Source organism: Mucilaginibacter rigui, from assembly GCF_014773275.1.
GTDB lineage: Bacteria > Bacteroidota > Bacteroidia > Sphingobacteriales > Sphingobacteriaceae > Mucilaginibacter > Mucilaginibacter rigui_A.
Genome location: NZ_JACWMW010000002.1, coordinates 140,039 through 154,914, shown reverse-complemented (window position 1 = coordinate 154,914; position 14,876 = coordinate 140,039). Strand labels below are relative to the sequence as shown.

Annotated in this window: 14 protein-coding genes; 11 read left to right on the top strand and 3 right to left on the bottom strand. The window is 41.6% G+C overall.

Annotated elements, in window-relative coordinates:
• The 11 genes from IDJ75_RS07715 (at position 1) to IDJ75_RS07665 (ending at position 13,039) form a co-directional block, all read left to right on the top strand.
• Positions 1-375, top strand: a complete 375-nt coding sequence (locus IDJ75_RS07715; RefSeq protein ID WP_191175057.1) for a four helix bundle protein — start codon at positions 1-3, stop codon at positions 373-375.
• Between the two features lie 77 nt (positions 376-452).
• On the top strand, positions 453-1,832 hold the full coding sequence (locus tag IDJ75_RS07710) for an NADH-quinone oxidoreductase subunit N (RefSeq protein ID WP_191175056.1): 1,380 nt from the start codon (positions 453-455) through the stop codon (positions 1,830-1,832).
• A 455-nt stretch (positions 1,833-2,287) separates the two neighbouring features.
• On the top strand, positions 2,288-2,926 hold the full coding sequence (locus IDJ75_RS07705; RefSeq protein ID WP_191175055.1) for a DedA family protein: 639 nt from the start codon (positions 2,288-2,290) through the stop codon (positions 2,924-2,926).
• Positions 2,927-2,945: 19 nt separating this feature from the next.
• On the top strand, positions 2,946-3,491 hold the full coding sequence (locus tag IDJ75_RS07700) for an inorganic diphosphatase (RefSeq protein WP_191175054.1): 546 nt from the start codon (positions 2,946-2,948) through the stop codon (positions 3,489-3,491).
• Between the two features lie 9 nt (positions 3,492-3,500).
• Positions 3,501-4,841 (top strand): hemolysin family protein, encoded by a 1,341-nt coding sequence (locus IDJ75_RS07695; protein ID WP_191175053.1) that lies wholly within the window; start codon positions 3,501-3,503, stop codon positions 4,839-4,841.
• 344 nt (positions 4,842-5,185) lie between these two features.
• The gene (locus IDJ75_RS07690; protein ID WP_191175052.1) at positions 5,186-5,893 is read left to right on the top strand and encodes a 16S rRNA (uracil(1498)-N(3))-methyltransferase; all 708 of its coding nucleotides are present in this window, start codon (positions 5,186-5,188) and stop codon (positions 5,891-5,893) included.
• A 4-nt stretch (positions 5,894-5,897) separates the two neighbouring features.
• Positions 5,898-6,560, top strand: coding sequence for a DUF4159 domain-containing protein (locus IDJ75_RS07685; RefSeq protein WP_191175051.1), 663 nt, complete (start codon positions 5,898-5,900; stop codon positions 6,558-6,560).
• A gap of 2 nt (positions 6,561-6,562) precedes the next feature.
• On the top strand, positions 6,563-7,060 hold the full coding sequence (locus IDJ75_RS07680; RefSeq protein ID WP_191175050.1) for an acetyl-CoA carboxylase biotin carboxyl carrier protein subunit: 498 nt from the start codon (positions 6,563-6,565) through the stop codon (positions 7,058-7,060).
• A gap of 108 nt (positions 7,061-7,168) precedes the next feature.
• Complete coding sequence (locus tag IDJ75_RS07675; RefSeq protein ID WP_191175049.1) at positions 7,169-10,267, top strand: SusC/RagA family TonB-linked outer membrane protein; 3,099 nt, start codon at positions 7,169-7,171, stop codon at positions 10,265-10,267.
• 67 nt (positions 10,268-10,334) lie between these two features.
• Positions 10,335-11,630, top strand: a complete 1,296-nt coding sequence (locus IDJ75_RS07670) for a RagB/SusD family nutrient uptake outer membrane protein (protein ID WP_191175048.1) — start codon at positions 10,335-10,337, stop codon at positions 11,628-11,630.
• A gap of 134 nt (positions 11,631-11,764) precedes the next feature.
• Positions 11,765-13,039, top strand: coding sequence for a thioredoxin family protein (locus IDJ75_RS07665; protein WP_191175047.1), 1,275 nt, complete (start codon positions 11,765-11,767; stop codon positions 13,037-13,039).
• On the opposite strand, the gene IDJ75_RS07660 is transcribed toward IDJ75_RS07665, so the two are convergent.
• The 3 genes from IDJ75_RS07660 to IDJ75_RS07650 form a co-directional block, all read right to left on the bottom strand.
• Positions 13,034-13,582, bottom strand: a complete 549-nt coding sequence (locus IDJ75_RS07660; RefSeq protein ID WP_191175046.1) for an NUDIX hydrolase — start codon at positions 13,580-13,582, stop codon at positions 13,034-13,036. The two genes, IDJ75_RS07665 and IDJ75_RS07660, sit on opposite strands and share 6 nt — an antisense overlap.
• Positions 13,569-13,982, bottom strand: a complete 414-nt coding sequence (locus IDJ75_RS07655) for a hypothetical protein (protein ID WP_191175045.1) — start codon at positions 13,980-13,982, stop codon at positions 13,569-13,571. The genes IDJ75_RS07660 and IDJ75_RS07655 overlap by 14 nt, the downstream gene beginning before the upstream one ends.
• Positions 13,983-14,057: 75 nt before the next feature.
• A complete protein-coding gene (locus IDJ75_RS07650; RefSeq protein WP_191175044.1) occupies positions 14,058-14,867 on the bottom strand; it encodes a TPM domain-containing protein in 810 nt (269 codons plus the stop codon).
• Between the last annotated feature and the right edge of the window lie 9 nt (positions 14,868-14,876).

Sequence of the window (14,876 nt, the reverse complement as noted above, 5' to 3'; positions counted from 1 at the left end):
ATGGAGGTTGATAAAGCAAATAGTAAGCGGTATGATCTTGAAGAAAGAACATACTTGTTTGCAAACAGTACAAAGGAGTTTTTGAAAGGCATAGATAAAAATATTCATAATGTTGAATATTACAAGCAGTTAATACGTTCTTCGGGATCAGTAGCTGCCAATTTAATAGAAGCTATAGAGAGCTTCAGCAGAAATGATTATTCGCATAGAATTAAGATTTGCAGGAAGGAAGCCAAGGAAAGTATATTATGGCTTAAACTGATAGACGTTACACAAGCAACAGAAGCATTCAGAGATGCACAAATACAGGAGGCTACTGAATTAATGAGAATATTTGGAGCCATACTTGAAAAGATGAAAGCAAATAATCTGTAGATTTTGAACAACTTAAGTTTGGGATTTGGTTCTTAAAGTTTTAGAGTTTAGAAATTAGGATTTAGAATTTATATGAAATGATTACTCTAATAATTATATCTGTTTTACCCATTGTGCTTTTGTACCTGGGTTTATATAAAGCCCAAAAAGCTTTATTGCCTGTAACTATTGTTGGCTTACTGGCTGCTTTAGCCGCAGCCGTTATGCAATGGAATACCAACGCACTGCCAATTTATCATGGCATGATGTTGTTTAACAACTTCTCGGTTGCGTTTTCTGTAATAAGCATTATATCTACTATACTTATCCTGTTACTTTCTAAAGGATATTTTGAAAAGATAAGTAGTCATATAGCCGAGTATTACGCTATTATATTGTTCTCGCTTGCCGGTATTATTGTGATGGTATCGTACCATAATTTAACCATGCTGTTTATCGGTATAGAGATCATGTCGGTTAGTTTGTATATCCTGGCCGGGATCCGTAAAAGCGATTTCGCATCAAATGAGGCGGCTTTAAAATACTTTTTGATGGGTGCTTTTTCAACAGGCTTCCTGTTGTTTGGTATCACGCTGATCTATGGTGCATCCGGCTCATTCGATCTGGATGTTATCCGCGACTGGGTGGTTACCCATCCCCGCAATATCGACCCATTGTTTTATACGGGCATTATGCTGATCATCGTTGGCCTTTGCTTTAAGGTTGGTGCCGCGCCATTCCATTTCTGGACACCGGATGTTTACGAAGGTGCGCCTTCGCTCATTACCCTGTTCATGTCAACAGTGGTTAAGGTAGCAGGTTTCGCGGCATTCCTGCGTTTATTCTCTGCCTGCTTCTCATCAATCGCCGATTTTTGGACACCGGTATTATTGGTTATCACCATCATTACATTGTTTATCGGTAACATAACTGCACTGTACCAGCAAAGCTTTAAGCGTATGATGGCTTTCTCCAGCATATCACACGCAGGCTATTTGTTATTTGCTATTGTGGCATTAGGCGCGGGTTCTGCAAATTCAATATTTGTATATGCTACGGCTTACTCAATCGCATCTATTATTGCATTTGGCGGGTTAATATTAGTAAGGCAGCAAAGTGGCAGTGACAATTTTGAAGGCTTTAACGGACTGGCGAAGAACAACCCATTCCTGGCATTGGTATTAACTATCAGTATGCTATCATTAGCAGGTATACCGCTTACGGCAGGCTTTATTGGCAAATTCTTCATGTTCAGTGGGGCATTGGCACACTATAATGTGTGGCTGGTAATAATTGCGGTGGTAAACGCCATCATCAGTATATTTTATTATTTCCGCATTATTATTGCCATGTATTTCCGCAGTGCAGAGCGTGCCGAAGTTGAAGTGCCAGCTTACTATAAGTTTGTTTTGGGTTTCTCGGCAATCGTAACTGTCGTTATTGGTGTTTACCCTGCATTGATATCCACCCTTATTTAATAAAAAAGAGTTTTGCTTAAACCTTTACGTATGGCGTTAAGCAAAACTCTTAAAATAGCTATAAAGCATTTTTTAGCTACGATAATTATGAATTATTCGCTACACAAACTTGTCCTTCGCGGCCATTACAACTAACTGTTGCGCAATAGCCGTATATGGTGTTACCCTCATTGCTATATAAAGCGCATCGATTTGCTGCATCTGCCAGGCAGATTGGGCATGGTACACCACCACCCATAACACTTTTCATTTCGGTTCTGTTTAATTTCTTTAGCTTCAACATAACTTTTATTTAAATTGTGAAATTAAAGTTAATAAATAATACATTCAATAGTAGGTATTTATACATTTTATAAAGGATACATCGTTATACTTAAATATTGAGTATATCCTTATTGTTTACAGTGCACTAACTACAATTTGATTTAATATTTGTAGTTTTACGGATATAGTTAATGGAAAACTTTTGGGAATACCTTCAAAATTTAACCGACGCACAGTCTATTTTAAGCAGTGGTGGGTTTTACCTGTTGCTTATTGTAGTATTTGCCGAAACCGGTTTGTTTTTCGGCTTCTTCTTACCCGGCGATTATTTGCTGTTCCTGGCTGGCTTATTAAGCGCCGCTGGAATAATCCATGTACCTATTTATACACTTGTACTTTCGCTGATAGCGGCAGGTATTTTGGGTAATTATACAGGCTATTGGTTTGGGTACCGAACGGGGCCGGTACTATTCAGTAAAAACGATTCCTTCTTTTTTAAAAAGCGCTATATAACCGTTGCCGAAGAGTTTTATGCGAAATACGGAGGCATGGCACTGATTTTAGGAAGATTTTTCCCTATAGTTAGGACATTTGCCCCTATATTTGCAGGTATTGTACGGGTTGACCTTAAAAAGTTTACCGTTTACAATATTGTAGGCAGCGTGGCCTGGGTAACAACACTAACCTTAGCCGGTTATTTTTTAGGCAGGCGCTTCCCCAATTTAAAAGATTATCTGCAGTACATTGTACTTGGTTTGATAATTATTACAACAATTCCGCTGATTATTGCTTTTGTGAGAAGACGGATAGCAAAATCAAAAGAACAGTAATTAATATAATATAGAATACATGAGCACACAACATCCCTGGCATCAGGTTTCACCGGGCGATAACATTCCTGAGATAGTAAATGCAATAATTGAGATCCCAAAAGGCTCAAAAGCAAAGTATGAGATAGATAAAGAATCGGGCCTTTTAAAGCTCGATCGGGTATTGTTCTCATCGGTAATGTACCCGGCAAATTATGGCTTTATACCGCAAACCTATTGTGATGATAATGACCCCCTGGATATTTTGGTACTTTGCTCGATAGATGTTTTCCCGATGTCTATCATAGAGGCAAAAGTAGTGGGCGTTATGCACATGGTTGATAACGGAGAGCAGGATGATAAGATCATAGCGGTAGCAAAGAATGACATGTCGGTTAATTACATTAACGACCTTGCCGAACTGCCCCCACACGCAATGAAAGAAATTGTACGTTTTTTTAGCGACTATAAAGTACTTGAAGGTAAGAACGTAACTATCGAGCATTTGCTGGGTGTACGCTATGCCCATAAGGTAATCCAAGAAAGTTTAGAGTTATATAAGTCTACTTTCCCCAATAACCAATAATTTTAATTAATGGACCCCGAACATTACGAAATTAGTGCCTTTTATATTTTCCTTACCATTTTCCTGGTATTGTTAAATGGCTTTTTTGTGGCAGCAGAATTTGCCATGGTAAGAGTTAGAGGATCACAAATTGAAATAAAAGCTAAATCAGGCAGCGGGGTTGCAAAAGTAGCAAGGGGTATATTACACAACCTTGATGGTTACTTGGCGGCTACCCAACTGGGTATCACCATAGCGTCACTGGGGCTAGGTGTTGTGGGCGAGGGCGTAGTAACCAATATTGTGTTACGCGCTTTTATGGCTGTAGGTATAACGCTTACACCGGGCTTTATAACAGCCAGCCATGTACTTTCGTTCGTAGCTATAACGGTACTGCACATTGTATTTGGCGAGCTTGCACCAAAATCATTAGCTATACAAAAATCGGTACGCACCACACTGGCGGTTTCATTACCGCTTAGGTTTTTCTTTGTGGTGTTCCGTCCGTTTATATGGCTGCTTAATGGCTTTGCTAATTTCATATTAAAGTTATTCGGCATCACTACCTTAGAAGGCGGCGAAACCCACCACTCATCCGAAGAGCTGCAATACCTTTTAGAGCAGGGTAAGGAAACCGGCGCGATCGACTCGAACGAGCACGAACTGATCCAGAACGTGTTTGATTTTAACGAACGCGTTGTAAAGAACATTATGGTGCCACGTACCAAAATATCGGGTATTGAACTTGATACCAGCAAGGAAGTGCTTTTAGAAATATTGATAACTGAAGGGTACTCGCGAATGCCGGTGTTTGATGAGGTGATAGATAAAATTGTAGGTATAGTACACGCTAAAGATATTTTGCCATTACTGGCACGTGGCGAGGAAATAATACTGAAAAACATAATCCGTAAACCTTATTTTATCCCCGAAACTAAAAAGATAAACGATTTGATGGCCGAGTTGCAGCAAAAGCGCATCCAGATAGCCATTGTATCTGACGAGTTTGGCGGTACAGCGGGTATGGTTACGCTGGAGGATATTGTGGAAGAATTGGTTGGCGAGATACAGGACGAATTTGATGAGGAAAAGCCAATTGTTGAAAAACTAAACGACCGCGAATTTGTGGTGAATGCCCTTGCGCCGATATACGACGTGAACGAGCACCTGCCGCATGACTTGCCTGAAGACGGCGACTTTGATACCGTATCAGGATGGTTGGGCCATATTTTTGGTAAGATACCAGACGTGGGCGAACAAAAGGAAAGTAACGGCTACAATATCACGGTACTAAAAAAATCTGATCAGAACATTGAATCGGTAAAGCTGGAGCTGCTGATTAATGAAGAGGACGCTGTAGATCTGCATTAATAGCTATCTATTATCAGGAGGCTGCGGTGGAGCCAAACTAAACTACTTATTTCTGTAAACACGAAACTCCTACGGAGTTCGAAAGCATGATTAGCATTTTCGCCGTTGTTGGTGTTGTCACCAACAATATTTAGGACGGCTTTGAAATTTCGCCATTGTTGGTGTTGTCACCAACAACATTTAGGACGGCTTTAAAAGTTGCATTGGCATTTTCTTTAAACTCGGGCATGGTGTAATATTGTTTAAACATACAGAGTTAGTATATTCGTAAGCTCCGTAGGAGCACCCTGTTTATAGAAAAACAATATATAATGTACTGCTCCGTAGGAGCCTCCTTTAATAAAATGCAGCTTTTTTACACCCCAGATATTGACCCATCATTATCCCAGTACTTTTTAAGCGAGGAAGAGAGCAAGCACGCTGTACGTGTACTGCGCCTTGTTGTGGGCGATGAGGTAACACTGATTGATGGGAAAGGAGGCCTGTACAAAGCCGAAATAAAAGATGCGCATCCAAAGCGTACCATCCTGCAAATAAACGCTGTTACTACCGGGTTTAATAAACGCAACCATTACCTGCACATTGCCATAGCGCCAACAAAAAACCTGGATAGGGTAGAGTGGTTTTTAGAAAAAGCTACCGAAATAGGGATTGATGAGATAACACTCATCATCTGCCAGCGATCGGAGCGTAAAGAGGCCAAGGCCGAGCGTTTAAACAAGATCATTACATCGGCTATTAAACAATCTATAAAAGCATATCACCCGGTATTGAACGGGCCGGTTGCGTTGAGCCAGTTTTTAAAGCAGCCTTTTGAGGGGCAAAAGTTTATTGCCCATTGTGACGAAGGCGAAAAGATAAGCCTCGCACAATCTATTGAAAAACAAAATCGTTATTTAATACTAATAGGCCCCGAAGGCGATTTTACCCCTGCCGAGGTGGATACCGCTTTGCAGAACGGATATAAAGCCATAACTTTAGGGGAGAGCCGCCTGCGTACAGAAACGGCTGCGCTCGAAGCCTGCTTCGAGGTGAATTTTTTAAACCGATAGTTTTATGAGAAGCCCCGTTTTGTTTACTGCCTTTATAGCCCTTGTGTTTTGCATCAGCAGCTTTACCGCGCCATCATACAAAATGGGCAGGCTTAAATATAACGGCGGCGGCGATTGGTACGGTGACCGTACCGCACTAATAAACCTCATTAAGTTTTGTAACGAAAACCTGAAAACCAATTTTCAGCCCGAAGAAGAAGTGGTTGAGGCAGGCAGCGAACAGATATATAATTACCCTTTTATATTTATGACCGGCCACGGTAACGTAATATTCAGCGACCAGGAAGCACGTAACCTGCGTAAGTATTTAACCGGGGGAGGGTTTCTGCATATCGATGATAACTACGGGTTCGATAAATTCATCCGTCCGCAAATGAAAAAGGTATTCCCCGAACTTGATTTTGTGGAACTCCCAACCAATTACGCCATCTATCACCAAAAATATAGCTTCCCTGCAGGGCTGCCAAAAATTCATGAGCATGATGGCAAACGGCCGCAAGGTTTCGGCCTGATATATAAAGGCAGGCTGGTATGTTTTTACACCTACGAATGCGACCTTGGCAACGGGTGGGAAGATTATGGCACCTATGCAGGTGATACGCAGGAAGCACGTTTAAAAGCCTTAAAAATGGGGGCAAATTTAATTCAGTATATATTCACCAAATAAATATGTATAACATAAAGGTTAACAATAAGCACGATTTTGAAGTAGACAGGAAGGGCGATAGCCTGCTTGTTAACGATAACACTATTAATGCCGATATAAAACAGCTTAATGATCTGTTATACCACATCATCAATGATAATGGCTCGTACAATGCCGAAGTAGTAAGTTTTAACCGCGAAGCAAAAACGGCCGAAATAAAAGTGAATAACAATATTTATACTATTACAGCCAAAGATAAATTTGATGTACTGCTCGATAAAATGGGGCTTAGTAATTTAATGACCGCTAAGGTAAGTGAGATAAAAGCCCCCATGCCAGGCCTGGTATTAAAAGTATTGGTTGAAGAAGGCACAGAAGTTAAGAAAGGCGAAAACCTTTTTGTGCTGGAGGCCATGAAAATGGAGAACATTATTAAAGCCCCGGCTGATGTTAACATAAAAACAATCAAAATTAAACCCGGCGATAAAGTTGAAAAAGGGCAGATATTGATGCATTTTTAACACTAATATTAAATATTTACAACAAAAGGCATAATTTATTATGCCTTTTGTTGTTTGATAACATTTTTATTACGAACTTATATACATTTTCCACAAAACCCATAGACTATGAAGAAAATTTTACTTTTATTTCTGTTGTTATTTACAGTTACAGTAGCCATCAGTCAAACAAAAGTGGTGACAGGTAAGGTAACAGATCAGAAAGACGGTTCTGCGTTACCCGGGGTAACAGTAGCCGTTAAAGGTTCGCCTACTATTGGTATACAAACAGATGTTAACGGGAGCTACCGTTTATCCGTACCTGTTGATGCCAAATCATTAATTTTTAGATTTATAGGATACAAAGATGCCGAATTGCCTATAAATGGTACGGTAATAAACACCCAGCTGGTTGTGAACCCGAAACAACTTACAGAAGTTGTAGTAGTAGGTTATGGTACGCAAAAGCGGCAAAATATTACCGGGTCTATATCTTCTATATCATCAAAAGAAGTGGAAGGGACTCCGGTTACATCCCTTGAACAAGCCATACAGGGGCGGTCGGCGGGTGTAAACATCCAGGCAAATAATGGTAAACTGGGGCAGGGTATTAAGGTGAGCATACGTGGGCAGGCGTCTATATCAGCCGGCACACAGCCCTTAGTTGTGCTGGATGGTATAGTTCTTAACCAGGGTAACCTCTCCGGTATATCGGCAGATAGTAACCCGCTGGCGGATATCAACTTTAATGATATTGATTCATATGAAATATTAAAAGATGCATCAGCATCGGCTATATACGGAGCACGCGCCTCAAACGGGGTTATCCTCCTTACTACGAAAAAAGGAAAAGCAGGGAAATCGAAAATTAACTTTTCTGCACAGTTTGGTTCAAGCAAGCCATCAAGGCATAAGCAATTTTTAAACTCCGATCAATACTTACAGATCCTGCGCCGTGCAGCTATTGGTGCCGGAAAGCTGGATTTTGCTAACCAGGATCCTACCGACCCGGATTACGCAACGGTTGAAGATGCAATTGCTGATGAACAGGATTTTGTTGAAGGCAGGTTTACCCGTTATGCAGCAGGGAGCACCAATTATAACGCAGTAAATACTAACTGGGAGAAATTGGCCTATCAGGATGCCCCGCAGTCGCAATATGATTTAAATATCACCGGTGGTAATGATAAAACCACCTATTATATAGGCGGCCAGTATCTCGATCAAAAAGGGATACTAATAGCTAACTCGTTAAAAAGGTATTCGGGCCGCATGAATTTAACTACCAAGGTTTTCAACAACCTCGAGATGGGAATGAACCTCAACTTTACCAGTAGCTTAAACAAGCGTTTATCATCAGATAACCAGTTCTCTACCCCAATGCAAATTGTGGCCTTATCGCCAATTACCCCCGTTATCGATCCGCGCAGCGGCTTATTGAGCGGCAGCTTACCCGGGGCGGCAAGTAGTTACCCTGTATACTATAATCCTTTATTAGATGTTGACAATGCCTATTACCATACAACTATATACAGAACCCTGGGGAATATTTATGCTAACTGGCAAGTACTTAAACACCTTAGCATACGCTCGGAATTTGGTGTTGACCAAACCAACCAAAATGAGGATAGCTATTACGGAAGGTTAACGTTTCGTAATACCACACAGGAAAACGGCTCAGGTGAAAACACCAACAGTAGTATTATTCATTACACGGTAAATAATTATGCTACCTATAAAAACACATTTGGCGACCATTCACTTGATGTAACAGGCGGTATGAGTTATGAGTACAGCCATTTTGTAGGCAATGATGTGCAAGGGCAGCAGTTTCCATCAGATGCATATAAGCAGATCCAATCGGCTGCTGTGATCTCAGCAGGTTCTTCTACACAAAACGAGTATAGTTTTGTATCGTACTTTGCAAGAGCCAATTATGCTTATAAAAGTAAATACCTTCTATCTGTAAGTGCCCGGACGGATGCCTCTTCCAGGTTTGGGGCAAACAACAGGTATGGCTTTTTCCCGGCCGCTTCAGCAGGATGGATACTGAGCCAGGAAGATTTTTTAAAAAACTCGAATATCTTAAGCAATTTAAAGCTTAAGGCTAGTTATGGTTTAACTGGTAATGCCGAAATTGGTAACTACTCGCCATTAGGGCTGTTTTCAGGAGATGCCGGTTATAATGGCGCAGCCGGCCAGCGTTACTTTCAAATAGCTAACCCAAACCTTAAATGGGAAACAACCGCTCAGATTGATGCTGGCGTTGAGTTTGGTTTCTTCAATAACCGCTTTTCTGGCGAGTTTGATTATTACCGCAAAAATACCCGCGACCTGCTGTTGAATGTGAATATACCCGGCACACTTGGTATCGCAACACAAACCCAAAATTTAGGAAAACTATATAACCAGGGCGTAGAGCTCACCCTGTCGGCTGATGTATTGGTTGGGAAATTTAAGTGGACAACCAGCATTAACGGGGCATATAACAAAAACGTTGTAACCGATGTTAAAGGGCAAATTTTGGGCACTAATGATTTAAACCGCGTTATTGAGGGGCAACCTATTGGTGTGTTTTATGGCCGTGAGTACGCGGGAGTGGATCCAAACAACGGCGATGCACTGTATTATGTTAATACAAAAGATGCTAACGGTAATTTAAACAGGGGCACAACTAATGATTATAACGTTGCCCAAAATGTGGTATTAGGTAACCCTACGCCAAAATTTACAGGCGGCTTTACCAATACCTTTGCATTTGCCGGGTTTGATCTTTCGGTTACATTACAAGGCGCCGCCGGTAATAAAATATTTGCAGGCGGTGGCCAGTATATGAGTGCAAGTTCAAGTAATGGGTTTGACAACCAAACCGTTGACCAGATGGATTATTGGGACCACCCCGGGCAGATAACCAATGTGCCTGAACCCCGGTTATTTTATTCAAACGGTACCAACGCATCAAGCCGGTATTTATCAAGCGGTTCATATATCAGGTGTAAAACAGTAATGTTTGGTTACAATATCCCTAAAAACATCTTGTCGAAAATTAAGCTGGAGCGCGCACGTGTGTTCATGAACGCGTATAATTTATTCCTGATAACCAAGTATAAAGGCTGGGACCCCGAAGTAAACGCCGACTACCAGGCAAGCAATATCAATTTGGGGGTTGATTTTTATTCGGCACCACAACCCCGTACCATTACATTTGGAGTGAACGTAGGATTATAATATTATAAAAACTATAGCGATGAAAAAAAATAGATCAATATATATAACTGCTATATGCACTGTGTTAATGTTAACTGCATGCAATAAGCAGCTCGACCTGAAACCACATCAGCAAATTGAACAGGATCAGGCCATACTTACGTCAAGAGATGTGCAAATAACGCTGGTGGGAGCTTACAACCGCCTGGGTCAGTCGGATCTGTATGGAGGGGGCGTTGAATTATATCCAGACCTGCTTGCCTCGCAAAGCGTAATGAGGTGGCAGGGTACCTATCAGGAACTAACCCAGATAGTTGGACAAACCATCCCTAATGATAATACTTATACAGCGGCACTATGGCTCGACGCTTATGAGGTGATAAATCAAACAAACAACGTATTGGCTAATATTGAAAAAGCTGATGAGGATATTCGCGCAGATATTTCAGGCCAGGCAAAGTTTTTACGCGGTTTGGTTTATTTTGATCTGGTAAGGCTTTTTGGAAGGTCATATAATGATGGCAGCCCAACTGTAAATTTGGGTGTACCAATTGTATTGACGCCTACAAAGGTTGTAGATGAGTCTTCAAAAGTATCCCGGGCAACTGTTGAACAAGTTTACCAGCAAGCAATAGCTGATTTAAAAGATGCGGAAGCTACTATGGATAAACCATCGCAGGCTTCGGCAATATTGGCCAGGCTTTACCTGCAAAAGGGTGATTATGTGAATGCGGTTATCGAGGCGGATAAAGTTCTGGGATCAGGCGATTATACCTTGGTTAAACCCTATTCTGCTGAATTTCCTAATACCGGGGGCCATGTAGATAATACTTCTGAAGATATTTTTTCTTTACAAGTTACCACTCAGCAAGGCAATAACTCGCTTAATACGTATTATGCATCTGCTGACAATGGTGGCAGGGGCGATATTATTATCAGAGACAGTTTTTTAGAAGAATTTGAAACCGGGGATGAGCGCTTAAATGTTTACAATTTAGATAGTGACGACATCTTGCGCGTAAGTAAATTTGATAACCTGTACGGTAACGTGCGTGTAGCGCGGCTTGCAGAAATGTATTTGATACGGGCCGAGGGCAACCTTCGCTTAAACACGGCTACGGGCGATACCCCCAAAAACGATGTGAACGCTATCCGTAACCGCGCCGGTTTGGGCGATTTAGCAACAGTTACCATTGCAGATGTTTTAGCCGAAAGGCGGCATGAGCTTGCTTTTGAAGGCGGATTTTTTCTGCACGATGCAAAACGTTTAGCACTTAACGTTGGCGTATTGCCATATAATTCCCCAAAGCTTGTATTTCCTATCCCATTGCGCGAGATAAACGCCAATCCTAATTTAAAGCAAAACGAAGGCTACGGCCAGTAAACAAAAAGCCCCCGATCATCGGGGGCTTTTATTAATTACCAACCTAATATTTTGTTAAAATAGATTTTAAAGAATTTAATTTGGTTTTTGACGGGCTGTTAAGTAACTTACAATACAATTTACCTAACAAGCCTATGAAATTTATTTTAACCACCACAATTATTTGCTTTACCTTATTTGCTGTAAATGCGCAGGATAAAGGGATTGAATTTCAAAATGGCTTAAGCTGGGCACAGGTAAAGCAAAAAGCGAAAGCAGAGAATAAATATATTTTTGTGGATTGTTATACTACCTGGTGCGTACCCTGCAAAGTCATGGCTACCGAGGTTTTCCCTCAGAAAGAGGTATCGGATTTTTTCAATGATAAATTCATAAGCGTAGCGCTTCAGTTTGATGAAACCAAAAAAGACGATGCAAATACCAAGCGCTGGTATAAAGAAGTAAAACAAATAGAGAAGGATTACAAGGTGAACGCCTATCCAACCTATTTATTTTTTACCCCTGATGGTGCGTTGGCACACAGCATAGTAGGAGGTTGGGATGCCAAAACTTTTATAAACAAAGCAAAAGAAGCTTTAGATCCTAAAACACAATTGGTAAACCTTAAAAAACAATATGCGGATGGCAACCGCTCCCCGGAGTTTTTAAAAATTTTTATTGACGCGCTTGGCAGGTCGTGGGATAGTCAGGTAACAGAGGTAATAAATGTTTACCTGCCTACACAAAAGAACCTGCTGACGAAAGAGAACCTACAGCTTATAGCAAGGGGCACGGCCAGATCAACAGATCCCGGTTTTAAAACAGTGCAGCAACATAGTAAAGAGTTTGACGCAGCAAATGGCCCGGGCCGAAGTGGCGGATTAATAGGAGACATCGCTTTTGATGAGCTTGTGTTGCCTATAGTGCGCATAAATGGTGCTAAGGTTACTAATGGTGGTATGTATTACTATACCGGTGAGATTAATAAAAATGTGAACTGGGACGAAGTAAAAGCAAAGCTTGATGCACAATATCCGCAGTTGGCCGATGAAATAGTAGCGAAATCAAAAGTAAGGTATTATCGCGACCTTGAGAACTGGCCAAAGTACACGGAACAAGCCGCAGTTTACGTTAAACAGTATGGTAACGATAACCACGATCAGGTAATGACCTACGCAAATGATATTATGCTTTTTACAGATGATAAGGCATGTTTACGGCAGGCCGCTGATTGGTCTAAAGAGGTTTTAGCAACGCCCGATGGAGCTAATACAAGCTGGTATGTAAACGTATATGCAAGGTTGCTTTACAAGTTGGGGCATACAGATGAGGCACTGACTGTTATAAACGATGCCATTACCAAACTGGGCGATAAGGCTTACGGACTAAAAGATACGCAAGAGAAAATGAAAAAAGGCGGAGACCTATAATTCTCCCAGCTTCATTAAAGCATAAAACAGCCCGGTGCAATGCAGTGCCTGGGCTATTTTATTATCAGCCAGCAGCTGTTTTACTTCGGGTATAGTGTACTCTTCAACTATAATTCGTTCGTGTTCATCAAGCTGTTGGTCCTGCACCTTTTTGCCCCCTTTGGCCAGGTAGCAAAAAGTTTTATTATTAGCGGTAGATGGGTTGGCGTAAACGGTGCTTATCAGCTCAACATCATTAAACTGGTAGCCGGTTTCTTCCAGTAACTCACGGCGCATACCCTCTTCCGGGTTTTCACCGTTCTCAATCACACCACCCGGAATTTCAAGCGATACAATATTGGCAGCATGCCTGTACTGGCGTACCATCAGTATCTTATTATCTTCTGTTAAAGCTACGGCATTGGCCCAGTTGGGGTATTCTAAAACATAATAGTCGTCTACAATAGTGCCATCGGGCATTTCGCATTTATCACTGCGCAGGGTGGCCCATGGGCCTTTATGTATGTAAGTTGATGAAAGGGTTTTCCAGCTAAGTTCGCTCATAGTTCTTATTAAAATATTGATAGATAACATTTCGCCTGGTAATGTTATCAAACGACTCGTAGTGATGCTCTTTTTCCAGCAGGTTAAATATTACCATCACTTTTTTTAGTAAGGCCGATGTTTCTTCATCCGCGCTAAAAGGTTCGGCAAATACATATAGCATCTGGCCCAGGGCATTCAGTTTCTCGGCCGTGTAGCCGGTAACAGCAATGCGTTTTTTAAAATCCTCTTCATCCAGTTTTAAAAGCTCCTCCAATTCGGCATTGTATTCTTCATCCAAAACCTCGTTAAAGTATTTTAAATACTCATTGTATTCACCTTCGGCTTTAAGGCCTAAAAGTTTGGCCAATATAAGGGCGAATTTACGCGCCTCATTCATGATGAAATCTCGTTGAAACATGATGGTTAGAGATCAGTGACTTGTTATTTGTGATTAGGAAGCCTTTTTAGAATTTAGTTTTTAGCGCTTTAGAATTTACCAGCTACCGCTGCTCCCACCGCCGCCGCCGCTTCCGCCGCCAAAGCCGCCGAACCCACCACCGCCGCCGCCGCCGAAGCCGCCACCGCCACCGGAGAATCCTCCCCAGTCGCTGCCGCTGCTACGGCCGCCGCCGCCAAGCAAGTTGCCTGCCAGGAACCACCAGAACGGGCTTGCACCGCCACGGCTGCCAATAATACGGCCACCACCACCGCCACCGCCGCGCTTACGGAAAATAATGATAAGCACAACAATTACAATGATAACTATAAAACCGATTGGGCTGCCATCGCCTTTACCTTTAACGTTTTTTGCATCCGCTTTGTACTCACCCTTCATGTATTTGATAATGTCGTCAGTAGCTGCGTCAAGCCCGCCATAATAATCATTATCTTTAAAATGGGGTTTCATGTCATTCTGAATGATCTGCTGGGTAATAATATCCGGCAGAGCGCCCTCGGCGCCATACCCCGTCTGTATAGCCATCTTTCGGTCTTTTACAGCAACAAGTATTAAAATACCGTTGTTTTTTTCTTTAGTGCCAATACCCCATTTGCGCAGCAAACGTGCACCATAGTCATTTATATCATAATCCCCTGTCGACTCAATAATTGCAATTGCTATTTGGGTGGATGTAGAGTCGGCAAATGCTACGAGTTTTCTTTCAAGTTGTAGTCTGGAAGTTTCAGACAGGCCGATCTTAGTATAATCATTAACCAGCGTATTTGGTTTTTCAGGGATATCTTGCGAAAAGGCTGTATTGATGCATAGCACCAGGGCAAGCCATAAAATTGTTCTTTTTAACATCACTTGTTG